This window comes from Terriglobus albidus (assembly GCF_008000815.1).
Taxonomy (GTDB): Bacteria; Acidobacteriota; Terriglobia; order Terriglobales; family Acidobacteriaceae; genus Terriglobus; species Terriglobus albidus_A.
In genome coordinates this window covers 37,740-62,156 of record NZ_CP042806.1, presented here as the reverse complement: position 1 = coordinate 62,156, position 24,417 = coordinate 37,740, and the positions used below count along the sequence as shown (strand labels likewise).

General features: G+C 55.2%; 16 protein-coding genes. 8 read left to right on the top strand and 8 right to left on the bottom strand.

Annotation, left to right across the window (positions count from 1 at the left end):
• Positions 1–339: 339 nt before the first annotated feature.
• Together FTW19_RS00265 and FTW19_RS00260 are read left to right on the top strand one after the other, a co-directional pair.
• Complete coding sequence (locus FTW19_RS00265) at positions 340–1,977, top strand: DUF6531 domain-containing protein (RefSeq protein WP_187143178.1); 1,638 nt, start codon at positions 340–342, stop codon at positions 1,975–1,977.
• Between the two features lie 232 nt (positions 1,978–2,209).
• Complete coding sequence (locus FTW19_RS00260) at positions 2,210–3,073, top strand: phosphatase PAP2 family protein (RefSeq protein WP_147645711.1); 864 nt, start codon at positions 2,210–2,212, stop codon at positions 3,071–3,073.
• Here FTW19_RS00260 and FTW19_RS00255 read toward each other — a convergent pair.
• Complete coding sequence (locus FTW19_RS00255) at positions 3,013–4,158, bottom strand: radical SAM protein (RefSeq protein ID WP_222705512.1); 1,146 nt, start codon at positions 4,156–4,158, stop codon at positions 3,013–3,015. The genes FTW19_RS00260 and FTW19_RS00255 overlap by 61 nt on opposite strands.
• Positions 4,159–4,523: 365 nt before the next feature.
• Between FTW19_RS00255 and FTW19_RS00250 the strand changes: the two genes are divergently transcribed.
• On the top strand, positions 4,524–6,647 hold the full coding sequence (locus FTW19_RS00250) for a hypothetical protein (RefSeq protein ID WP_147645710.1): 2,124 nt from the start codon (positions 4,524–4,526) through the stop codon (positions 6,645–6,647).
• 1,343 nt (positions 6,648–7,990) lie between these two features.
• On the opposite strand, the gene FTW19_RS00245 is transcribed toward FTW19_RS00250, so the two are convergent.
• From FTW19_RS00245 to FTW19_RS00215, 6 genes are all read right to left on the bottom strand, one after another.
• A complete protein-coding gene (locus tag FTW19_RS00245) occupies positions 7,991–9,106 on the bottom strand; it encodes a glycosyltransferase family 87 protein (RefSeq protein ID WP_147645709.1) in 1,116 nt (371 codons plus the stop codon).
• A 554-nt stretch (positions 9,107–9,660) separates the two neighbouring features.
• Positions 9,661–11,190, bottom strand: a complete 1,530-nt coding sequence (locus FTW19_RS00240) for a hypothetical protein (RefSeq protein ID WP_147645708.1) — start codon at positions 11,188–11,190, stop codon at positions 9,661–9,663.
• Positions 11,191–11,716: 526 nt separating this feature from the next.
• On the bottom strand, positions 11,717–12,439 hold the full coding sequence (locus tag FTW19_RS00230; protein ID WP_147645707.1) for an SDR family oxidoreductase: 723 nt from the start codon (positions 12,437–12,439) through the stop codon (positions 11,717–11,719).
• A gap of 36 nt (positions 12,440–12,475) precedes the next feature.
• Complete coding sequence (locus tag FTW19_RS00225; RefSeq protein ID WP_147645706.1) at positions 12,476–12,997, bottom strand: DinB family protein; 522 nt, start codon at positions 12,995–12,997, stop codon at positions 12,476–12,478.
• Positions 12,998–13,019: 22 nt separating this feature from the next.
• Complete coding sequence (locus tag FTW19_RS00220) at positions 13,020–13,442, bottom strand: MarR family winged helix-turn-helix transcriptional regulator (RefSeq protein ID WP_147645705.1); 423 nt, start codon at positions 13,440–13,442, stop codon at positions 13,020–13,022.
• Positions 13,443–13,579: 137 nt separating this feature from the next.
• Positions 13,580–14,197 carry a TetR/AcrR family transcriptional regulator gene (locus tag FTW19_RS00215; RefSeq protein WP_147645704.1) on the bottom strand — a complete coding sequence of 206 codons (618 nt, stop codon included), beginning with the start codon at positions 14,195–14,197 and terminating at the stop codon, positions 13,580–13,582.
• An 86-nt stretch (positions 14,198–14,283) separates the two neighbouring features.
• On the opposite strand from FTW19_RS00215, the gene FTW19_RS00210 reads away from it, so the two are divergent.
• From FTW19_RS00210 to FTW19_RS00200, 3 genes are read left to right on the top strand one after another with little or no spacing between them, the layout of a single operon-like run.
• Positions 14,284–15,747, top strand: coding sequence for an efflux transporter outer membrane subunit (locus FTW19_RS00210; RefSeq protein WP_147645703.1), 1,464 nt, complete (start codon positions 14,284–14,286; stop codon positions 15,745–15,747).
• 32 nt (positions 15,748–15,779) lie between these two features.
• Positions 15,780–16,868 (top strand): efflux RND transporter periplasmic adaptor subunit, encoded by a 1,089-nt coding sequence (locus FTW19_RS00205; protein ID WP_147645702.1) that lies wholly within the window; start codon positions 15,780–15,782, stop codon positions 16,866–16,868.
• A complete protein-coding gene (locus FTW19_RS00200; protein WP_222705511.1) occupies positions 16,865–20,044 on the top strand; it encodes an efflux RND transporter permease subunit in 3,180 nt (1,059 codons plus the stop codon). Before FTW19_RS00205 ends, FTW19_RS00200 begins: the two co-directional genes overlap by 4 nt.
• Positions 20,045–20,222: 178 nt before the next feature.
• On the opposite strand, the gene FTW19_RS00195 is transcribed toward FTW19_RS00200, so the two are convergent.
• A complete protein-coding gene (locus FTW19_RS00195; protein WP_147645701.1) occupies positions 20,223–21,455 on the bottom strand; it encodes an aspartyl protease family protein in 1,233 nt (410 codons plus the stop codon).
• A gap of 335 nt (positions 21,456–21,790) precedes the next feature.
• Between FTW19_RS00195 and FTW19_RS00190 the strand changes: the two genes are divergently transcribed.
• Positions 21,791–22,177 (top strand): BlaI/MecI/CopY family transcriptional regulator, encoded by a 387-nt coding sequence (locus FTW19_RS00190; protein ID WP_147645700.1) that lies wholly within the window; start codon positions 21,791–21,793, stop codon positions 22,175–22,177.
• Complete coding sequence (locus tag FTW19_RS00185; protein ID WP_147645699.1) at positions 22,174–24,252, top strand: M56 family metallopeptidase; 2,079 nt, start codon at positions 22,174–22,176, stop codon at positions 24,250–24,252. The genes FTW19_RS00190 and FTW19_RS00185 overlap by 4 nt, the downstream gene beginning before the upstream one ends.
• The last annotated feature ends 165 nt before the right edge of the window (positions 24,253–24,417 follow it).

Genomic DNA, 24,417 nt, shown 5'->3' with positions numbered 1-24,417 from the left:
CCTTTCGGGATATCCAAAACAGGGAACGCTCTCGTGGATGCTTTGCCTCGTATGACGGGTACGGAAACTCAGATCGCTTAATCCTTTGTTTTCAATAAACCTTGATGCATGATTGTGGGCATGCCGCCAAGCCAAGCTTGCCCGCGATGCAATACATGGATGCATGAAGGGGTTTGCTCACGCTGTGAAGCCGCAGGCGTGCCGCCCACGAACGGCGAAGCAAAACCTGTGCGTCGATTGAGCTGGATCGTCCTGCTCGTCATAGCTTTTCTACTGGTGGTATGCGTGGGGCTGTCCTCTGTGGCCTTTGTCCTTACCTTGGTGGGCAAAAAGGCAAGCTTGGCTCGTTCCAGAGCCGCCTTCCACAAGGGCCCAATAGCCGATCGCAAAGATCTGAAGGGCAATGGGCGTATTTATCTTGTCCAGATCGGGCCGCATACCGCTCCTTATGCGTTGAACGATTTTGGGGATTGGCTGCGTTCCAAGTACGGACTTCAGGTGCAGCTGTTATCGCCGATGCGGCTGGCGCCGTCAGCTTGGGACCCCAAGCGAACACAGTACATTTCCCAATTGTTGATCGAGCAGATGAAGCGTGAACATTCAGATCTTGCAGGTGATCCCAACGCGTACTTCATCGGTTTCACTGACGCCGATATGTACAACGTCTATGCAAACGGGCGCTTTACATTTACCGTGCGCTCGGAGCGTGCGGCCGTCATTTCCAGCAACAGGATGAAGGATGCCTGGTGGCAGCGATTCCGTGTGGATCCCAAAGTCTCTGAGGAGCATCTTCGTGCACGCTTGCGGCGCATCCTGCTGAAGGATGTTGGAATCGTCTACTGGCATCTACTACTCAACAACGACGCAACAAGCGTGCTGCAGAATAATCTCGATCCGGATATCCCGGCCGAAGACATTTTTGCGTCAGATCTTGATCCGATGCGAACAAAGTGGGGCCAGTATGAGAGCGAACCGTGTGTTTTTCTTCGCTATTCAGAAAAGGACGGTATCCATGCGGCGCCGGGAAGATTGGTCCGGGACTGCTTGGGCCGTGATCTATATGACGATACCTCAGCGGAGATCTTCCAGCTTGACCTGCGCCTTGGATTGCTCGTTGATAAGCACATGGACTTCAATCTGCCGGATGTAGTCCCGATTGAGTTTCAGCGGGCTACGCGGGATGGTTGGAGGCGTGTGAATGTATTTGGGAGCGGAACCCATAACTACGATGGATTCTTGTCCTCCGATGACAATATCCAGATCTCAGTCACATATGCCGATGGCGGGCGGGACAATCTGATTCGTGTCCCGAGATGGGGAGTTCCGCTGGCTTTTGCCAAGTACGTTGATACGGATTACTCAGGAAGGCTCTTGGAGATGCGTTGGCACAGTGGCCCTTTTGAGCACTACGAACTAAGGCGGTTTGACGGAGAAGTGACCACGTATCTTCCCTGCGATAACAAGACGATGTGTTATATGACGGGTTATCGCAACGGCCGTGGCGAAGAGCTTAAGTTTACTCGCGACTCCGAGCGCCGGCTGACGCTGCTGATGTCTCCGAACAAGAACTGGCTGCATCTAAGTTACGATCCCGGTGGCCGCATCGTTTTAATCGAAGACAGCAAGGGGCATGTGGTTCGTTACAGCTATGACGAACGTGACCTGCTCACGACAGTCACGTATCCCTCAGGGGAGGTTTATTCCTATACCTACGACGGAACGCAGCACCTGCTGACTTTCAGCGTCGCGCAGAATGCACAGGCTTCTCCTCGTCTGCTACTGACAAACGGCTACGCCGGCGGGCGGCTCGCAAAGCAGACTCTCGCTGATGGATCTGTGTTCAGCTACAAGTACGGCCTGACCAGGGACGACTCTGTCGTGAGCGCTACGGTCCGTGACCCTGACGGACGTACCTTTGATGTCCTTATTACTGGAGGCGATTCCTCCATTGTGAAAGAGCGCGTTCCCACAAATTGATCGAGACGGCCTCGCAAGCTCACTGTGCCGGGACTGTCCCCGGGTTAGCACCGCCTGCAATACGTTGGAGTATTTTCCTGTAGGTGTAGTAGTGCAGGGCTTTTGCATCTATGGGCGTTTTCCTCAATGAAAACGCCGCTGCACGCTCCTTCCGGGATACCCAGCAACAGGAAAAATGCTCTATTCACGTTCTCTGTAGTAAGGTCGGCCACAGAAAGATCTTGGGAGATCGATGCGAATTTCGGAGTGGATCCAGGCAGGCTTCGCCAGCATATTCGCTGTGGCGGCATGGGTTTACCCGCTTGCTGCCCGTCGGCGATTGATCATAACCTCGCTCGCCGCGGGCGCAATCTTCGTCATCGCGCTGGCGCGATTGTCCGTGTACATCCTCGCACCGGTTCAGGTTTCAATTCTCCGTGATTGGCTGCCCGCGGTCTTGATGCTCATCCCTTATTGGCAGACTGGCCAATTCTTCCTCGGACCGAACGAGAAGATTCAGGCATGGCTCATGCAATCGGATCGCAGGCTATGGAACTTCGCGTCGCATAGCGGCTGGACGCTCGGCCGGTTTGCCCATCTCTCCATGGAGTGGGCTTACATGCTGTGCTATCCGCTGCCGCTCCTGGGGTTGGCGACACTCTACGCGGCTGGACTAAGCCGCGAAGCAGACTCTTTTTGGGCGTTCGTCCTCTTACCGACGTACCTCTGCTATGCCATCACACCCTTTGTGCCCGCGATGCCCCCTCGCTTTCTCGAATCAGAACATAAGGAATCTCAGGCCACGAAAAGCAAGATCTTCAACCTATGGATTCAGAAGCATGGAAGCATCCATGCGATTTCCTTCCCCAGCGCGCACGTCGCCGCCTCCCTGGCAATATCCCTCTTCCTATTGCACAGAGTCTTGGCGGCAGGAATTTTCTTCCTGGTCATCTCCCTCTGGATTGCCGTAGCCGCCGTCGTGGAAAGGTATCACTACGCCGTCGATGTCCTGCTGGGAGCGGTTCTGGCGCTGGCGATGTATCTGGCATGGCTTGCTCATTTGATTCCAAGCACTCTCATTACCGCGCCGGCCACGGCTTTCGTTACTCCACTCTGAGGTCTGTCAGTCTCCGGTGGGAGAAACAGTGAGGAGAGGATTTTTATGCCCACTGGGAGGTTGGGGGCTTCACCCTGTGCCCCCGGCGGAAAGAACTTCTTCAGAGCCGTGCGAGGATCCACCCGAACCATATCGATCATTTCTACCCGGTGCACGCAGGAAACAGTGCAATAAGGAGCGCACGGTTTCTTCGTCCAGTATTCACGGTCCAGGTCTTCGAAGGTGTACTTCTCCAATGGAATTGCAGGGTACCCTCGCTGTTGCGAACAGTAATGAACAAGTCCATCTTCACAGATATAGAGGTATCGGCTTCCCGCACGGCATTGCCAGTCGTTCGGCTTTCCGGCCATCAGATTCTTCTGGAATAAGTTGTCATACGAGAATGCCCAAAATCCCGGCTTTCGCTCGTTTTGGATCTGCTCGTAAACAGCCCGATCCGCTTCTGGCAATGGTTGCAGTTGACCGCCATGATCGTGGATCACTCCAACGGTTGTATCGAAGCCCAGTTCCAGAGCACGTCGTGTAATGATGAGCGCATCTCGGGAATCCTTTACTCCGGCCCCCACTACGGAATTTATGCTGATGGCGAACTGGGCATGCTCTTCAAGCCATTTCAGCTTCTGATCCAGAACCTTCAAGCTCTTTTTGGAAACGTCATCGGGATTCACGTTGTCGATGCTGATCTGCAAGTGCTCCAGGCCGGCGCGGTTTAACTGCCGAATGCGATCTGGAGTAAGCAGATATCCATTGGTAATAAGGGTAGCGATACGACCATGGCTGCGAATACGCCGGATCAAGTCGTCGAGATCGGGGTGTAATAGCGGTTCTCCACCGCTGAATGTAATGATCTCCGTTCCCAAGGCGTCGAGAAGATCGATGCGGCGTACCATCTCCCTTGTGGGCACCGGGCTGGAGACTTTGTCATACTCGTTGCAATAGGCGCAGGCGAGATTGCAACGTCGGATCGGGATGATGTGGGCGAGGATGGGATGACGGCGTGATTTAAGTGCGCGCGCCACCATTCGCGCATAACGAAAGCTGCGTGGCAGTGAACGCACTTTTCTAAATGCGCGCGCAAGTCCCATTTAGACCTCGCGACCTCGAAAAGAATCCGAGGAACGCCGACTTGAGTCTACGCCCGTCGTAGTTCTTCTGCCGCGGTGACGCGTGGTCTGTTCTCCTTCAGCTCTGCCCAAAAGTGTGCAATTGTTTGCACACTTCCGGTGGCCTGGGCCTTTTACAAATGATTGGAAAAAGATGTTGACCAAGACATAGGTTTGTCCCCAATATCACAGGCCTGCGGGGCAGCTTCATGCCTCCACTTCGGAAGCAGAAGTAAGTTCTCAGATGAATGGCTGCGCGCGTGCACCTGCGATGCCGGGTGAGAACGGTCCTGTACGAGGGATGGACTCCATCGCTGTTGATGGATCCGAGATTTCCGGAGGACAAAATGAGAGCGACACGGATCGCTGCATCTCTTCTGTTTTGCATGGCCGAGGTGTTTGCCACTCTGCAGGCGCCGGCCCTTGCCCAGGCTACACAATCGTCCGGCGACTACACTGCCGCTTTGCCTTCCGTCGAGAAGGTCAAAGCACAACTCAAAGGCGCGGACCCCATCGATACCGTTGCGCGCCAGGCCGCCGTCTTCACCTACCTGCAGACCTATATCACGCGCATCGTATACGCACGACACTACGGTGGTCCCTTCACACCCAGCGAGCAGAAACTTATGGGCGACTATGCCCAGGCCGCCTATCAGCTCTCGCAGGATTTCACCAAGACCCATACACCTGATGAGGTCAAGACCTTCCAGCAGCTGAAAAACAGATACGAAGTCATGAACGCCTTGGACTGGATCAAGCAGCTTCAAGGTCAGCAGGCCGCTGACACCTATAAAGGAGCTGAAGTCTCTCTCGCGCAGAGCTACAAGCAGCACGAGGAACGTCTCCAGCAGCAGATGAAACAGGACCAGGGCGGTGGCCGCTCATCCATTGCCGGTGATCCCGTATTGGACCCTATGGGAATGTTTGCACGAGCAGAGGCGAACGGGGTGAACGATCCGGAACTGCGGCGCTGTCTGGAACTTGGCTCGAGCCTGGACGCGTGCCAGGGTGTCGGCGCAATTCAGGGTATGGCAAGCATTCTGGTTCCGTTCGCAGAGAAGCCCAACGCGAACGAGCCTCCACCGGCGGCCGGGGTCGTCTTCGTCGGCGCCTATCAGGGCAGAGCAGGGCTTGCCAGCGTCACCTTCGGTACAGATCTGAGCGGCGCTCCGGTTGCGATCGTACGAGATTGCGGCTCGCTCGTCGCGACTACGTTTGATGGACACGAATACACTCTCCGCAAGTCGAGCGGCTCAGTGCAGCTCGTACTCGCCAACGAACCCAATCCCATCGTGATCACTCTGCAACCCGACGGCTCTATCTCCGGTCCCGGATCTGTCCTTGTCAAAGGGCGCATCATCACCGGCTACACGACGACCACGAAAACGGTAATGGTGGATGGCGCACCGGCCGGTCCGCAGGGATATTACTGTAACGGTCCATGCAGCTCCAGCTCTTCCGTTCCAAACTACGCTCCGAAGATCGAACGGTGCACTCTTGGCTCCATGGCCTTCACGGCTCCGAAGCCGGTCGCTGTGCCAAAGACAGGCATCGGCTTTGTCGACGCAATGACCACGAGCGCGCCGGCTGTGACCGGCTTCCGTATGGCGGGCCGTTACCTCGGCAATTCCGGATTGACGCTCGAGTTCGAGAACGATGCCGTCATCCTCGACTGCGGTAGAGCTCATGCAAAATCACCTTACGTCGTAGAGAATGAGCCAACCGGATTTGTCGTCCGTGTACAGAACGGTGGCGGAGCTTTCCCTCTTAGCGTCGCGCCTGACAATACGCTTCGAGGTTCCGGTGCAACGAGCGTGAATGGCAAACTTGTCGCTTCCATCCGCGGCGACATTGTGAACTTCACCCCACACTCTGAGAACTGCAATGTCGGTACGTTCTCTGCCAAAAGCAAACGGAACACGATGCGCGCCTCAAGCGCTCCAATTCCGGCCGTGCCGCCGGATAGTTCATCGGTGGCTGCCTCAGCAGTGACGCCGGTGGCGCAGGCCTCCCCAGGCGCTGCTTCCGTGGGAGCCGCCGACCGGGCCGCCGACCAGCGCGTTGCGTTTCGTGTCCTGCTCGGTTCCTCCTTCTCCGGAACCAACCCGCTTGCGGGCCAAACGGTATTCGTGATGCGCAAGCCCATCGGCAGCGTACTCCGCGAGCTCGGGGTTTCAGTTCCCGCGAATGCCAGTCCCGGCGAGGCAATGAAGTCACTTCAAACGTTGTGCCATTCGCCGCAAGGATGCACGTCGGCTGTTCAGGGCATGAGCCGCTATTACGTTACCGCCACAAAGCTGGATGCGTCAGGTAAAGCCACACTCTCAGCACACACTGAGACCGGCACTTACTTTTTCTTCGCAATCGTCCCCAACCCGGGTGGTTCGCTTGTGTGGGACATCGCCGCGAACCTTGCCGCGGGCGATAACCAGGTCATGTTCAGTACAGAGAATGCGCAGGAGATCCACTGAGGAGATGTCTTAACGGTGCGAATTGCTCGAATTGCATTGCGTTCTGGAGTCCTGCTGTGCGGAATCTAGTACGTGGCAGGTGTCCGAGGTCGAGGACGATGCTCGACAGTGATCCCCCGGCGCGGCCGGACATCGTTCAAAGTTACCCCTCCATCATGTGTGATAAGCAACCGCCCTTCTGCCTGCACCCAGCCGTCGTTGGGACTTGCGAACGTAAGTGCGAACACTCCTCGATCTGATGGGTGCACAACCGAGGAACGACCATCGAGAAGCGGGACTGATGCGACAGTAATATTGCTGGCACTTAACCCCGTTGAGACAATCATCGCGGAGTCTACGATGGAGAACGGGAAGGTCGCCGCCCGTGTGTGCTCTCCAGCTTCTACCAATACCTTGACCGGTTGCCAGGTTTTGCCGTTGTCGATGGTGGAATAAACGACTAGTTTCGTAGGGACTTCAGGTTGTCCGGAGTAATGCACCACGAGGAAACCCCTCCCTTGGTCGTTGAAGACTGGGGGAGTTTGGAATGTGGGATAGATCGCCGCTCCGACCTGAGCGGGCGGAGAAAGACTGACCTCTTGCCAGGTCCTGCAGCCATCGTGCGTAACATAAAGTTGATCCCCACCCGCATTGCTAACAACCCACCCATCTTGCAACGAGTGAAAAAAGGTTGCGCCAGAAACTCCTGGGCTGTTAACCCATTCCCACGTCCTTCCACCATCTCGGGTTGCGAGCAACTTACCCGGTCTTAGGTTGCCTGCGAACGCAACATTCATCCAGCCATGCAGCGAGTCTAAGAAATATATAGCTGCCGGGCCGGCAAACGCGTCTTGCAGCGTTTCTGGGAGCGCGGCGTAAGAGAGGGGCATGAACGACCAGCTGTTACCGCTATTTAAAGTATGCGCGACAGAGTAGACCGCTCTAGGATTCCGCGCGGCTTCCAACGGTCCTACTCCAATGTTTTCTCGATACGATATGACACTCCAACCTTCGGCAGTATCACGAAAGAATTGCAGTTGTAAGGTAACTGCGGCTCGAGGGATTCCAGATGGAACAGGCGTAATGTCGGTCCATTGATCTCCGCCATCTCTGGTCCAGTAGAGAGTGTTTCCGGAGGCTGCCCAACCCGTATCAGAGGAAAGAAGCTTAATCTCTCCTGCAGCGGCCTCTGTTGGCAAAAGTGAGAAAAGAACTAATATGACGGCCGCCCAGGACACGACGCCCAATAAGCCTCTGCTAGTTTGCATATAGACCTCCTCACACGATCATCAGGTCTAAATCTTGGGACACTATTCGCGAGCCGTACAGGCTTTTCCGCTCTGGTTTATATCTTTCGATGCTGATCATATATGTCGAGCATCGACGTTTACCTTTATCGCTTGGTCCGCAGCCTCGTTTCGTGAACAGCCAATAATCAAAAAAACGGTGGTTGCCGCAAAGTAAAGTGGGAAGCTGTAATCGTGAAGCAAGGCATATGGCAGCACGAGCAGCACCGCAGCGATCGTCTCGACCTTACCCCAGCGTCGAGCAGTAAGGAACGGAGCAGCGAACATAACGTAGTTGAACCACGCAATCGGCGAGCAGAGAATTGCGGCGCATAGGCCGACTGTACCAACCGAAGTGAAATCGGGTTTCTTGCGATAGGCCCACCAGATAACGAAGGCAGCGATCACGACGGTTAGGAAAGCGCCGATTGAGCGATGGCCGAGGCGGGCAAAGATGGGCATGACGCCGACATTGCTCAACTCCATCCAGTGCTTGTCGTTAGAGAATGCGGAGATCCATTGACGGTAGATTTTTGTGCCGTAGATGGCGAGCGGGACCAGGTAGACGACTGCAACGGTAGCCGCCGAGCGCAGTACGAGCTTTCGGTATCCAGCGAGGAAGAGAAGGACCGCCCAGAGTCCCATGTTTGGGCGCATGGCAACAACCAGGCCAATGCAAATAGAGGCGGCAGTTTGATTGCGGGAGAAGAAAAATAGCGCCAGAGCACAGAAGAGATATGGCCAGCAGTAAACCTGGCCCTCGATGAAAGTCGCAATGACTGGCACCGATATAAAAAGCCAAAAGATCTGACCCGGCTGCATCGTTCGCCTAAATAACAGACAGCCTGCGAGTGTCATGAGCAGGCCGGATGTAATCGTCCAAGCCCTTGCGAATGCGGCGATCGGCAATAGTGCGAATAGCTGAATGATGGGCAGCATGAACGGCGGGTTGTAATTCAAATCCGGGTCGCCAAAAGTTGTCAGCCCCGTCTGAGGATAGGCAGCATATGGATTGAGGCCATGATTTGCCGCGTTTCCGCTAGCCCATAACGTGCCGAAGGTTGAGGGCCGATTATTGATCGTCGAGATGCAGATGAAGAAGACAAGGCACCATATGAAGGTAATGCCTGCCGTCAACGCAAGGTTAACCTCGGGATTCTTTGTGGCTTTAGGTACGACAGAGGCTGTGCTCATTAGTTAACCACCACTTGATTTCGGGATGGGCGAGAATCCATCGCGCAATCGTGCTCAGGATGAGCACCAATGCGAGAGGGACCGACGGGTAAACAATAAATGGATTTGGCATGGTTATGCCTATCACTCTGCTCGAGTAAAAAAAACAGGCCACCATAGTCTCAGCATTTTCTCTGGAGAGCAAGAACTCTCTGGAACATTTCAGCTATAGCGTGAAACTCCCAATGGGAGGGGCACCATGATGCGGCAATGTTATCGACGTGGCTGTCTGTGGCACGTCAAGCGTAAATCGGTTTCCGGTTGTTGGGAGCTTCTGTGGCGAGAGAGCGATGCGATGAGGAAGCGTGTGCGGCGTGCTTCTTTTATAGGGCTAGAGCAATTTTCCTAATACTGTGGTGTTGGATAAATCTGCGAATGCCGTTTTCTTCGCCGGAAAACGGCGCAAACAGTCAATGCTCCGCTCTATACCTTTAGGGGAAATGCTCTACCGCAGCCATCACGCGAATCGACATCGCAATTGCCGGGAATTGGATGAATGGATCTACGATCAGCCTTTACGGGTTCAATTCATTGCTGGCGTTTGGGCTATGCCGCAGAGTTGGTTGCGTCAGGAGAAAAACACTGTAGTACTGGTTCTGATGCATGAGTTCTAGATGCCATCCGATACGTTGCAGGTCGGGTATAAGAGTCGGGAAGAAAGGCTCGTGAATGATGAGATAGCGACTGCCGGTCTCCTCAGCCAGTTGAGAGACGGTGATATTTCGGAGCCTGCCTGCGCTCGGGAAGGTGAATTTTCGGTTGAGCGGGATTGCGGCAGGTGTCTTGAGGCCGACCATATCGACGATCCGGAAGTGAGTGCGATATGCAATATATCCGGCGTCATGGATGAGAAGGGTGGAGTTCGCAGGGACGTTGTGTTCGCACCATGCGGCTATATCTTCTTCGGCGCTCTGCATAGATTGGCAGTCATCCGCGTATAGGTGAACGGCAAAGATAGCGAAGAGCGCTGAATAAAGCAGAGAAATAAGGAGAGCGGGACGAGCCTTTCTCTCAGATGCGATTGCCCAGATCAGAACCGGCACAACAATGACGGGATAGCGGAATCGGTTGGTGACGATTGCGCCGGGCCAGTCTAAAAAAAGAGCCACAAAAAACATTCCTGTGAACAGCAGGCAGGCTTTTCCGAGCCATGACCGAAAAAGATATGGAATCGCAATGCAGATAGGACCGACTGTGAGAGCGAAGCTGATGAGAGCCAGCGCCTCGACTGATAGGGCTCTTATAGACAGGTAATCGGGATTGGCGAAGAAATAGTGCTTTGCAACGCCAGTCTGCGGAAATAGAGTTCCGATTGAGCGGTAGTACCAGAGAGCAGTCAGGGCGAGTGGTATCGAAGTGATAACGCAAAGAAGAATGGCTCGCTGATATTGCTCCTGCCGCCAGCACTTAATGACCAACAGAAGCATGACGAAGAAGGCCAGGGGGATCAGGTCAGGCCGAAAACTGCCAGCAAGCCCGGCTGCGATGGCAGCCCATGACCATTGCTCCCCGCTTCCCGATGCGAGTGCAAGCAACCATATGACCGAAGCGAGCGCCCAGGAGGTCTCAAGGCCGTTCAGTAGTTGATATGGAACAAAGGAACAAAGAAGCCCGAGGGCTATAACAGCGATTCTCGTTGTTCTCGGGAGGTCCAGCACTCGTGCCATGAAGTGCAATCCGAACGTGTATGCGAGCAGGCCGAGCCAGCAGGCGATCTCGAGCGCCGCTAATGGTTTCAGGAAAAACAGAAGCAGATAGACGAGCCCTAAAAACGGCGCACATGTAATTCCGTAGAGAGGGTGCACGCCGGGAAAGTTCGGATCGGAGCCAGAGTGCAGCACCTGGGCCGAATGCAGAGTTATGAAAGCGTCGTCCAGAGGGAAGGCTGGCGTCGGGCGAACCATCCTCATGACCGCGAACGCGAGGAAGACAAATCCTGCAACCGCTGCGGACTCGATTCCAAATATTTCAGGAGTGATTCGCTCTGCTGGCTTGGCACTGCCGGGCTCGGGAGCCTCTACGGTGCCGGGGACAGAACCGCTCATCAGGTGACTATCCTCCAAAGCTTACTTCGGGGAGGTCTCCCACTCTATCACGGCATGCTGGAGGGCTCTCGTGAATTTGACCGTTTTTGCCTTTTCCCCTATCAACAGCGAGGGCGCCGGATGCTTTAAAAGCGGTTGGGACGAAACCTTCGCCTTTTGGGAGTAATGTCCGTATGTGGTAATCCACGCGCTTGAGCATTTTTCCTGTAGGTGTAGTGCAGGGCTTGTGTATCTATGGGCGTTTTCCGCAATGAAAACGTCGCCGCACGCTTCTCCAGGGATATCCGGCAACAGGAAAAATGCTCTATCCATCAAAAGCCTGTAAACCAATACGATCCCTTGAATTCTCCGTAATATCACTCGACGAGCGTATCTCCCAAGCGTACCCTTGCCCACCAAGAGGCCCGCACCTTGGACCCCGGTGAAAGAGAGGTTGATTGCATGCAATATATGATCACGTGGAATGAACGCTCGCAGGGCTCGCCCGTCGAGTACGAGAATGCACAGAAGCGAATCCTGGAAGTTTTCAGCCCATGGAAGGCGCCAGGCGCCGCATCAGTGCCAGTAGATTGGCCTGTCCTGGCCGAATCTCCAGCTTGCCGTTCTTGAAGGCTGCAAAGGTCTGCTTTATCAACTCGTCTGTGGTTATCAACGAGACGACGCCCCCTTCGGGGAGATCGGCTGAGAGCGCCGTCTTCACGGCCGGCGGCATGAGTTCGATCACCTCAACACCTGATTCCTCCAACTGAAATCGTAGAGATTGGGTATAGGAGTGAACTGCAGCCTTGGTTGCACAGTAGATAGGCGCAGAGGATAAGGGTACGAAAGCGAGTCCAGAGGAAACGTTGATGAGAGTTCCCTTGTTGGCGGTGAGAATGTCAATGAACGCGGAATTCATGCGGATGAGACCACTCAGATTGACATCTATTTCGGTCGTCAATCCGTCGAGGTCAGCCGTTGGAACCTGTAGATTTCTGTGAAGCATGATGCCCGCGTTGTTCATCAGGACGTCGAGCTTCGGATAATCAGTCTTTACGCGCCGCGCGAGGGCCGCGACCTGAGCCGCATCTGCAACGTCGCTCTGGATGGTGTGGAGCTTCGGATAGTTCTTTTTTAGCTCGTCGAGCACCGACTGGCGACGACCAGTCACGATGACTTCGTTGCCGAGTTCAAGAAACTTGAGGGCAAAAGTAAGACCGATGCCTGCCGAGCCTCCGGTAATTAGGATGGTGCGATGGGTGAGCTTCATAAAGTTCCTTTCGTCAATTGCTATACGACTTTCCCTTCAGAGAAACCGCCGCGTCGCGCTTGGCTCGTGTGAGGTGGGGATAATGCCGAGCATCCGCTCGACGACCGTGAGCTGACCAAGATGGTGCATCTCATGCTCTTTGGTGTCCAGGATCATCTCAAAGCGGGTCTTCCACGTTCCGTCGCCCTGGGTAACTCTTTCGGCCAGAAATGGTACAGGCAGGAATTCCACCCACTCTGCCCAACTTTCTCCTGAATCTTTCAGGAGCTCAATGAGCCTGGATTTCGTGTGGTGGTGCCTCTTCTCCTGATACTCGCTATCTCTGAGGAACCTGCCAAAATCGAAGGCCTCCAGTGTCGTCACGTGCTCTTCTTCGTGGAAGAAGTAATCAAAGTTAGAGAAGAAGGCAATGTGAATCAAGGTCTCCGCGACGGATCGGCTCCCCGCGCCCGGGCGGAACAGGTAATCATCTTCATGGATGTCTTCAGCGATAAGGACCGTATCCCGCCGAACGGTGCGAATGCTCTCAGCCAACTGTTTGGGACCGTAGAGATCCATTTCTTCCCCTGAGGTGAATCACCTACTCCGCATCCAAATTCTCTTGCTCTGTGATGATCGAAGTCGTTTCGTTGATCAGCTTGGTCAAATCGTCCCAATGTTGTTTGCCAAGCTGCGAACGCAGCTTCTCTTGTATATCTCGCCAATACGGAACTGCGCGATTGAATTCGGATTCCCCAGCCCGAGTCAGACGCAGCCGCCGCTCTCGTCGATCTGATCCGTAATGTTTGGCAATCCATCCGTGCCTGTTCATAATTTCCAGAGTTCGACTCAGGGTGGTGCTGTCCATTGCGAGAATCTCTCCGAGCTCTCCCTGGGTGACCTCTCCACGCAGCGAAAGCGCTTGAAGGATGGTGAACTGCGTGATCGTGAGCCCCAGCGGACGCAACGCTTCGTCATAGCGCTGGGAGAGCGCCCGGGCAGCGCGGCGAAAGTTGGCGCACATGCAGGGAAGAGTTGATATGGACGACCTTTTCATTGACAGATAGATGTATATACATATAATCGAGATTCAAAGAAAGCGTATGAAAAATCCAGGTACTGGCTATGGAGGGCCGGAAACGTGGAGAAGGAGAGGAGAGGTTATATCCGCGCAATCACCCGGTTCTGCACGCCGCTCAGTATGGTTGCGACGACCTCCTCCGCGTACAGCCGCCGGTTTTCAAACGGAAATTGCTGCGCCGTGATCAGCAAGGACGCCGCCCCATGAGCGGCTGTCCATAGCACTGTGCTCACAGCGAACGGGTCACCTTTAAGCGCGCCTGCCTTGATGCACGTTTCCACGCGCTTGAATAACGCTCCGAAAGCAGGATTCCGTTCCTGCAAATCCTCGCGGCTTAGCTTCAGTTCTCCGAGAGTTTCGACCGATAGGAACAGAATTCTGTACTCGTGGGGATTCTCCTCGGCATAAGCGATGTAATCCAGCAGTACTCTGCTGACCGCAGTAAGAGGATCTCGATGGACAGTGGAATCGAACCGCTTCGCTACTTTTTCAAAGCCTTCCAGCGCGAGAGCCGACAGTAGAGCCTGCTTGTCGGCGAAATAAGAATAGAGCGCCATGGGCGAGCATTCCATGCGCGTTGCGAGCTTGCGGATCGTCAGCCCCTGGTAGCCCTCTTCCTGGATCAGCTTGCGGGCCGCTGTCAACGTCTCAGCGCGCAGTTCTGAACGATAGCGTTCCCTTCGATTTCGTAGAGTCAATGCTTCCTCTTAAAACTTTGAATCTTTCTTTCTCTGTATATCATATTATACGTGTACGTTATTTCGTCCATGTAAGGATGCGCAAAATGTCGTCCTATAAAGGCCTATCTGGCGCCCATAACTTTGCTCTCCGAATCGGCTTTGCCTTCGCACTCATCGCGGGAATTGCAGGATGCGCGGTAGGGCCGAAGTATGATCGCCCAACGGTCAAGCTGCAGCCGTTTCATAACGCTCCCTCTGTCGAAACCCGTGCTACGTCTTTGCCGGCACCGCCTCTTGATCAATGGTGGACAGGCTTCCGTGATCCCGAACTGACAAGGATCGTGAAGCGCGCGCTGGACCAGAATCTTGACCTTGCCGCCGCCATGACGCGAGTACAACAGGCGCGCGCCGCTGCCCGGGGAGCGGGAGCGCAGCGGATGCCGTCAGGAAATCTCAATGCTTCGACGACCACAATTCACCAGTCGACAGAAAGCATGACGGGCCGTCTTGCCTCGCACCTACCCGGCTACGACCGCAATCAGAACTATTACGACTTAGGATTCGCTGCGAGTTGGGAAGCAGATCTGTTTGGCGGTCTAAAAAGAGGGGCTGAGGCTGCAACCGCTGAAGCTCAGGCTGCCGAAGCATCCCAAACGGGAACCAGGATTACCGTGGCAGCGGAAGCCGCCGATGCGTACCTTCAGATTCGTGGGGCGCAAGCTCGCCTCAACTTTACCAAAGAGCAAATCGCCACCGACGACCATCTCGTCGAGCTCGTGCAGCAACGCAGGGACGCGGGCATCGCTTCTGACCGTGAACTCGCCCAGGCACAAGCGGTACTGTCGCAAGCCAGGGCGACCATTCCACTGATCACAGTCTCTCTGGAGGCGCAGCTCAACCGCCTGGATGTCTTGATGGGCGCCCAGCCGGGAACGTACGCGGCGGAGTTGACGCCAGTCGCTGAGATTCCTGACGTACCGGAAATCTCCGGCTTCGGTTCGCCCACGGATCTATTGCGCAGGAGACCTGACATCATCGCTGCCGAGCGAATGGTTGCTGCTTCAAACGCTCGTATTGGACAAGCACTCGCCGAATACTATCCGAAGCTCTCCCTTTCAGGCATCGTCGGATCTCAAGCGGTCGCGCCCGCACATCTCTTCGAGCAACAGGGATTTCAGCCCGCCAGTGTAGTTGGTCTCCGTTGGAGACTCTTCGATTTCGGCCGTGTTGCCTCAGAAGTGCAGTCAGCCCGAGGCGCCAATGCAGAAGCCCTGCTCCGGTATCGAAGCTCCGTTCTGCACGCCGCTGAAGACGTGGAAGACTCCTTCAGTCTTCTTGTCCAGTCGGAGAATCGCCGCAATGAAATCGTTCGTGAGATTGCTGAGCTGCAGCGCGTGCGCGACCGCTCAGAAGAGTCCTACGCCGCGGGTGTCATCGGCCTTACGGACGTGCTCGACGCGGATCGCCAACTGCTTGTCGCCAAGGATGACCTGGCAGTGGCTCGAGAGAATGCGGCGCGTGCGGCAGTCGGCTCGTATCGCGCTCTCGGGGGCGGCTGGATCCAATGATCGCAATCGAAAACTTCAAGAAGGATCGCCATATGAAAAAGCTGAATTTCAGTTACGCCGCCCTCGTTATTACCGGTCTCGTGGTCAGCCTGGCTGGTTGCAGTCAGAAGCGGGAGTTAGACCCGAGAACAGAACCCGAGCTGGTTCGCATCGTGGAAGTGGGCTCGTCTTCCGGAGCAGACCGCGCATTTACGGGTGTAGTCTCAGCGCGCGTCCAGAGCGATCTGGGTTTCCGGGTGCCCGGAAAGGTCACAAAGCGCCTGGTCGATGTGGGGCAGTTTGTCCGTGCCGGGCAACAGCTCATGACGATTGATCGAACAGACTATGTCCATGCCATTACGGCGCGAGCAGAAACCGTCGCTGCGGCGAAGGCAAAAGCTGTACAAGCAGCCTCCGATGAAGCCCGCTATCGCGGACTCGTCAAGAGCGGCGCGGTCTCCGCTTCCATCTACGATCAGATCAAGGCTGCCTCGGATGCGGCGCAAGCCGACCTCGCTGCCGCAAAAGCCCAGGAGCAGGTTGCGCGGGACGAGGACGGCTACTCGCAACTGGTTGCGGATGCCGACGGCGTCGTTATCGAGACGTTGGCTGAGCCGGGACAGGTAGTCACCGCTGGGCAGACCATTGTGAAGCTCGCCCATTCTGGACCGCGAGAGGCCGCTGTGAATCTCCCGGAAACACTCAGGCCGGCGCTTGGATCGGCAGCCTATGCAACGCTCTACGGAAGCACTGCCAAAGTTCCAGTCCGCCTGCGGCAGCTTTCCAACGCCGCAGACCCGCAGACTCGCACCTTTGAGGCACGCTACGTTCTCGAAGGTATTGCCGCGAACGCTCCGTTGGGAGCGACTGTTACGGTTCATCTGTCCGGTGAGGGAGCTGCCGCCATGTTGCGGATACCGGCATCATCCATCATCGATCGAGGAAAAGGGCCGGGGGTCTGGGTCGTGAACCACACTGCATCCACAGTGTCATTCCAGCCTGTCGACGTACGCCAACTGGATGAAGAACTGGCGACCATCAACGGAAGCCTGCGCCCGGGGCAAGAGGTTGTCGCCCTTGGAGTGCATCTCCTTCACGACGGGGAACGCGTACGGGTAGAGACGAAGGGAGACGTTCGATGAGCCAGCATCATCCGCCAGAAAAAAACGAGAAGCCGCTCCAGGAACACGACCTCTCTGGACCCCAGGTTCCCGAACATGAAGCAAAACAGTTTCTCAACCTGTCGGCACTCGCCGTCCGAGAAAAGGCGATCACACTCTTCCTGCTGATTGCGATTGCAGCCGCCGGCGTCTTCGCCTTCCTGAAACTCGGACGCGCGGAGGATCCCAGCTTCACGATCAAGGTGTTCACCGTTTCCGCAGTGTGGCCCGGGGCGACAGCACAGGAGATGCAGGATCTTGTTGCCGAGCCGCTTGAGAAGCGCATGCAGGAATTGCGCAACTATGACCGGGTGGAGACCTTCACCCGTCCCGGGCTGGCGCTCATGATGGTTAGCCTGAAGGACAATACACGCCCGGAAGACGTTCCGGAAGAGTTTTACCAGGCACGCAAAAAGCTCGGCGATGAAGCACACAAGTTGCCTCAGGGCGTATTCGGCCCCTTCATCAATGATGAATACTCGGATGTGACCTTCGCGCTGTACTCGGTTGAGGCTCCAGGCCTGCCTCCCCGCCAGCTTACGCGTGAAGCAGAAACTCTTCGGCAGCAGATTCTCCAAGTCCCTGGGGTGAAGAAGATTGACATCGTTGGAGAACGCCCGGAACGTATTTTTGTCGAGTTCTCCTATCCACGGCTGGCTACGCTGGGCGTAAGCGCACGAGATATCTTCGATGCACTGGTCCGCGAGAATGCGGTCACTCCCTCCGGATCGATCGATACGAAAGCGCAACAGGTTTACATCCGTCTGGATGGTGCGCTCGATGATCTCGAGAAGATTCGAGATACCCCAATCGCAGCCGGCGGACGCACGCTGAAGCTCTCTGACGTTGCCGATGTGAAGCATGGATATGAAGACCCCGCATCCTTTCTTGTTCGCCACAACGGCCAGCCGGCGTTGCTGCTCAGCATCGTGATGAAAGAAGGCTGGAACGGCCTGGACCTCGGCAAGGCTCTCGTCGCTGAACAGAAGAAGATTTCGGCCGACCTGCCCGCGGGCATCACGTTCAGCAAAGTGACGGACCAGGCGGTCAACATCCGTGAGGCAGTGGATGAGTTCATGCTGAAGTTCTTTGTCGCTCTTGCCGTTGTCATGCTCGTCAGCTTCATCAGCCTTGGTTGGCGCGAAGGAATTGTTGTCGCAGCGGCCGTTCCGCTGACATTGGCAGGCGTCTTCGTCATCATGCTTGCCACCGGAAGAGTCTTCGATCGCATCACACTTGGTGCACTCATCCTGGGCCTTGGACTTCTGGTGGATGACGCGATCATCTCCATCGAGATTATGGTGGTCAAAATGGAAGAAGGATGGGACCGTGTGCGAGCGGCCGGGTATGCCTGGAGTCATACCGCTGCTCCCATGCTTGCAGGCACGCTGGTCACTGTCATCGGTCTCATGCCGGTCGGGTTCGCTCGATCGTCTGCCGGCGAGTATGCAGGAAACATCTTCTGGGTTGTAGGTTTTGCACTGCTCGCTTCGTGGGTTGTCGCTGTAACCTTTACTCCTTATCTCGGCGTGCAGTTGCTGCCTGAGATCAAAGCCCTGCATGGCGGTCATGCAGCTATCTATGCAACACCCGGCTATGAGAAACTCCGCCGCCTGATCGCCTGGGCGGTACGGCGGAAGGTAGTTGTCGCGTGCGTTGTTCTCGGTATCTTCCTGATCTCTGTTGCCGGGATGGGGTTTGTCAAGCAGCAGTTCTTTCCTCAATCCGACCGGCCTGAACTCCTGGTCGAGGTAACCTTGCCGCAAGGCACCAGCATAGAAACTACCAATGTAAGTTCGAAGAAAGTGGAGGAGTGGCTGCGACAGCAGCCAGAGGCAAAGATTGTTACGGCTTACATTGGGGCAGGCGCTCCGCGCTTCTTCTTTTCCTACAATCCAGAGCTTCCGAACCCTAATTTCGCCAAGATCGTTGTTCTGACGGCCAACGAGAAAGATCGAGATCATCTCAAGCTCAGGCTGCGTGAACGGGTTCAGCAGGGTCTTGCGCCCGAAGCCCGTGTGCGCGCCTCACAGCTTGTATTTGGGCCATATTCACCCTGGCCGGTCGCGTTTCGCGTCATGGGGCCTGATCTGGAAAAGGACCGCGCGATTGCTGCGCAGGTACAGGCTGCGATGCTGGCAAATCCCCATACGCGGCAAGTGAATCTGGATTGGGGCGAGCGGTCGCCAACGGTGCATTTCGTGCTCGACCAGGCTCGCCTGCAACTGATCGGCCTATCGTCCCACGACGCCGCCGAGCAGATCCAGTTTCTTCTGACCGGTGCGCCGGTAACGCAAGTCCGTGAAGATATTCGAACGGTGGAGGTGGTCGCACGAAGCGCCGGAACCGACCGGTTCGATCCGAGAAAGCTAAACGATATGACTTTGACAAATCGCTGGGGGAAGGCTGTTCCACTCAGTCAGGTCGGCCACATCGAGATTCGTCCTGAAGAGCCGATTCTTAAACGCCGTGATCGTCTGCCGACAATTACGGTACAGAGTGACATCGATGAATCGCTTCAGCCTCCACAGGTCTCCGTAGAGATCGAAAAGACAATTCAGCCAATCATCGCAACTCTGCCCCGGGGCTACAAGATCGAAACCGGCGCCAACATAGAAGAAGCCGGTAAGGCGAACAGAGCTTTGGTACTGGTATTTCCCGTGATGATCGTGCTGATGCTCACGGTAATCATCCTCCAGGTTCGATCGTTCTCCGGGATGTTCATGGTGGCTCTTACAGCGCCTCTCGGCCTCGCCGGCGTGGTGCCGACATTGCTTCTCTTTCACCAGCCGTTCGGGTTCAATGCGATCCTGGGCTTGATCGCGCTAGCCGGCATCCTGATGCGCAATACGCTGATCCTGATCGGTCAGATCAAAACAAATCAGGAGGAAGGACTCGATAGCTATCACGCTGTCGTGGAAGCGACTGTACAGCGTTCGCGCCCAGTAATCCTTACGGCCCTTGCAGCTGTGTTGGCCTTTATTCCCCTGACCTTCTCGGTCTTCTGGGGATCGATGGCGTACACGCTGATTGGGGGCACCGCCGTCGGTACAGTGCTGACTCTTCTTTTCCTGCCTGCGCTCTATTCGATCTGGTTTGGAGTGAAGCCAGCACCAGTCCCGAGCGATGAAGCACAGGCAGTGCTGGCGCATTCATAACCGATAGCGTGAAGATGCCTTCGTATGTCAACTCTCCTCCGCAATTCTCGACGAGCGCATAATCGCCAATGCGGTGCGCCGAGAATTGCCCTGCTGGCGACAACTGAAACCACCTTAGAGAGCCGATTGGTGAACACTGGCCGAGTGACCGTTACCGAACAAACTGATATTTGTTCGCTCACTGAAGGTGACTATGCGAAGCCGAAGACGTGCCTGAGACAAAGGTCATCTTCTCGAAATTGATGGTGAAGGGTGCAGTTTGCCTTATCAGGTCGTAGCCTAGATTTCCTGCAGCCCAGGCACTTTCTGAAGTCGTTTGCTTCGTCAAGATTACGGCGGACGAAAGAGTGACCTCCCTATCAGCAAGGCTAAAGCGCAAGCTGGCGACGCGAATCGAAGGCTGGCTTGATGTGCCTCCTTGCCCTGTCAGTTGATGATTTTTTGATTCACCCTTCTGAACTACTGCGGGAAAGGTCTCTGAAAACAGGGGATTGAGAGTAGTGTGCACCGCTCCGGTGTCCATCGTGTAGGGCATCGATCTGCCTTCGTAGCTCATCTGGACTACCGGTTGCGACTGGTGAAACGCGATCGGCGTAGCGACGCCTTCGGACTTGTCTGTGCCGGCGATCTCCATACTGCCGTCCGCAGCGACATGGATAGATTTGACTGCGAGCAGAATCTGAATTCCAAGAATTGCCTGTTGATCTACAGGCACCTCATTGAAAGGTGGCTGGCTGGCTGGAAGAATCACAAAAGGTACATGCCGAAGGACACTTCTTCCGATTTGCAATGTGTCCACTTCCGCCACTCTCATAGACACTGAACGCCCGGAGATATCGCCAATTTTGGAATCGACTGACCGGATCACGAGCCCCAGAGCGTGCGCCTCCTCATCACTCATCACAGGAATGTTCGCTCCTGTATCAGCGTAGAAAAGGCCATGTTTCCCGTTTATGCGAACCGGAAAGTGTGGGTTCACATCTGCCGTTGGGACATAAGGCAAGATCGAACGCCTCAGATGCGTACTCAGAGGCGGGTAACCGCCGAGGGCCAGGAGTAGCGGCCGTAAATTGAGGATATCTGCCGCCTGTGGTCGAAGGATCAGCATCGCCTCAGCTTCGCGGAGAGCATCGCGAAAACGTCCGTCACGGATATGCATCTGCAAGAGCACTTCGTGCGCGCGGTAAGCTTCTGCGCTGTTGGGATTACTTCGGATGACTTGGTTTAAGTCAGAAACAGCGTTCTGTCTCCGCTCGAGAGCAGCTTCAAGCACTCCTTTACAGAGTTGTGACTGCTTGGCTGCTATCGGAGCGAACCAATCGCGCCCTTCGCATAAATCTACTTCCTGCGCGCTCATGAGCCCGCTCCAGAAGATTAGGCAGAAGAACACCGTCACATGGTTGATCCGCATGCAATCATTCTATGCACGTGATGCGGGCCAGGTAACGTAAAACGCGCATGCGCCAGGAACGATTCTGAACTGATGCTAAATCGCGATAGCGCGTTCGTAGACTCTGCAGATCTGAGAACTTCCAATACCCCAAAAGGATACGATCTCGAGCCATTCAGATCGATCTACGATTTCAGCAAGCGGCCGGGGAACGGGCATATTGCCCTGTTGCACTGAGCACATTGCCCTGTGAGCAACAGTCGATCTCTGGGCTGAATCAGCCTCCTACGGGAGGGCGTTTGACAATCGCATACAGTAGTAGTAATTGTACCTACAAAAGTATTAAGGAGGATTCCTTGCCTGTCCCGAAATTGTCCAAGTTGGAATACCAGATCATGGAGGCGCTCTGGGATAAGAGTGAGACCTCACTTCGGGAAATCCAGGAGTCCTTCCCAGCGAATGAGCGTCCAGCCTATACAACCATTCAAACCATGGTTTATCGGATGGAGGCAAAAGGGATCGTGCGTCGAGTGAAGAAGGTGGGCAACTTCCACGTTTTCGCTGCTTCAATCACGCGCGATGCGGCTCAACGCCGTTTGGTTGACGATTTATTGGCTCTCTTAGGAGGTCGTCCGCAGTTGGTGATGGCGCACTTGATTAGGGGAGGCAAGTTATCTCTTGCAGACGTAAAAGATGCGGAAAAGACGTTGCGCCAACTCTCTTCGAAGGAGAAGCCGTCATGATCTTCAGCGCGTTCTGGAAGGAAAGCTGGTCAATCGCTATCGTCAATCACTTATGGCAATCAACCGTGGTGATGCTGGTGGCGTGGCTGCTTACGCTGGTGTTGAAGCACAACCAGGCACGGATGCGCTACTGGATCTGGATGGCGGCGTCTCTAAAACTTCTGGTGCCATTCTCATTATTGGCAGCGATCGGCAGGTGGCTTCGTCCCGCAAACGCGCCTGTGATTGAGAGCCCGCAACTGGCTGCCGCCATGGTAAAGATGGCACGCCCATTATTGCAGAGTCCAAAGAGTCCAGAATCTTTCACGATATCTATTTCCGATGCATCGCGGGCTGTTGCTTCAGCTACGCACCACGCTAGTTTTCTTCCCAACATTCTTATTGCCGTGTGGTTGTGCGGATCGCTTTTCCTGCTCCTGCGCTGGTCGCGCCATTGGTGGGCAATTCACGCGACATTGCGATCGGCTTCTCGGATATCTTTACCAGTCGATGTGCCAGTTTTTTTAACCTCTTGCAGGATCGAACCCGGTATCGTCGGGATCTTTCGTCCGGTTCTCCTGCTTCCAGAAAAAATAATGGATAGACTTCCGGCCGCACAGCTTCGCAGTATCCTGGCGCACGAGATCTGCCATGTCCGACGCCGCGACAATCTTACGGCTGCGATCCACATGGTGGTGGAAGCGATCTTCTGGTTTCATCCGGCGGTCTGGTGGATTGAGCGGCGCTTGATTGACGAGCGCGAGCAGGCCTGCGATGAAGCCGTCTTGCAACTCGGGAATGACGCAGAAGTCTATGCCGAGGGTATTCTCAACGTCTGCAAGTTTTATACCGAGTCCCCCATCGCATGCATGTCCGGGGTCACGGGGGCGCAATTGAAGGAGCGCATTCTTCGCATCATGACGAAGCAAGCGGCGCTCAAGCTGGGGGTGGGTCGGAAACTTCTACTAAGCGCTGTTGGAATAGCGGCGATCTCGGTCCCAATGGTCTTTGGGCTACTGCGTATTACGGAAGTCCGTGCTCAATCTGCGTCTGCGAACCAAGCTAAGGGCATTGCTGCAACCTGGCAAGGGATACTGCACACGAATCGAGATCTGCGTTTCGTGGTCAAGATCACCAACGCAGGTGCCGAGACGCTAAGAGGGACCTTCTACAACATCGATGTGGAACCGGACGCCGTACCCGTGATTTCCACTAGGCTGGATGGCTCATCCCTGAGGCTTGAGCTTCCCTTTGGTACCTACCAGGGCACTCTAAGTGCCGATGGCAACTCCATCACGGGGACATGGCTGCAAGGACAAAATCCGCTGCCGCTAACCTTTGTGCGCGCGACGCCCGCGACCGAATGGACGATTCCTCATCCTCCGGCCGTCGTGCACATGGCGGCCGACGCAGATCCATCGTTTGAAGTCGCCACCATTAAACCCAGTTCGCCTGATGAACAGGGAACGAGAGTAATTATTCACGGTCGCCAGTTTTCGACCGTTCGGACCACGCTGAACGAACTGGTTTTCTTTGCCTATGGACTTCACAAGGGTCAGATTCTAGGTGCGCCGGATTGGTTCAGTTCAGAGAGATTTGATATCTCTGCTGTCCCTGACGTCCAGGGCGAACCAAGTCCAAAGCAATGGCAGTCCATGGTCAAGAAGCTGATGGCCGACCGCTTCCAGGTCAAACTACATTACGAAAAACGAGAATTTTCCGTATACGCCCTCACGATAGCGAAAAGCGGTCCCAAACTGACTATGAGCCAGGGCGACCCCAACGGGTCGGCAGGTCTTGGATTCGGGCCGCCGGGAAATTTTGGTGCAATCAACGCAAAGATGTCTGACGTTGCCAACGCGATGGCATACGACATGGTAGACCGGCCGGTAGTAGATCAAACCGGCCTTCAGGGAAGGTTCGATCTCAGGTTGACGTGGAAGCCTGATGACATGCACTCGGCGACGGAGAGGACAGACACCTCGCCAGACATCTTCACCGCCGTCGAGGAGCAGTGGGGGGTGAAGCTGGTATCAACCAAAGCCCCAGTCGATGTTCTCGTGATCGATCATGTGGAGAAGCCTTCGGCGAATTGAGCATGAAGGCTTCGTTCTTCAAGGAGCGGTTATCGGCTCCCAGAACTGGATCACGCGAAATCCGAGATACTCAACATCCTCATTCGAAGAGAAACTATTAGTTGGCGATGGAGCAGTTCATCACCTGGTATTGTTCCGAGCCGCGACTTGCCTTGAAGCGGGCTG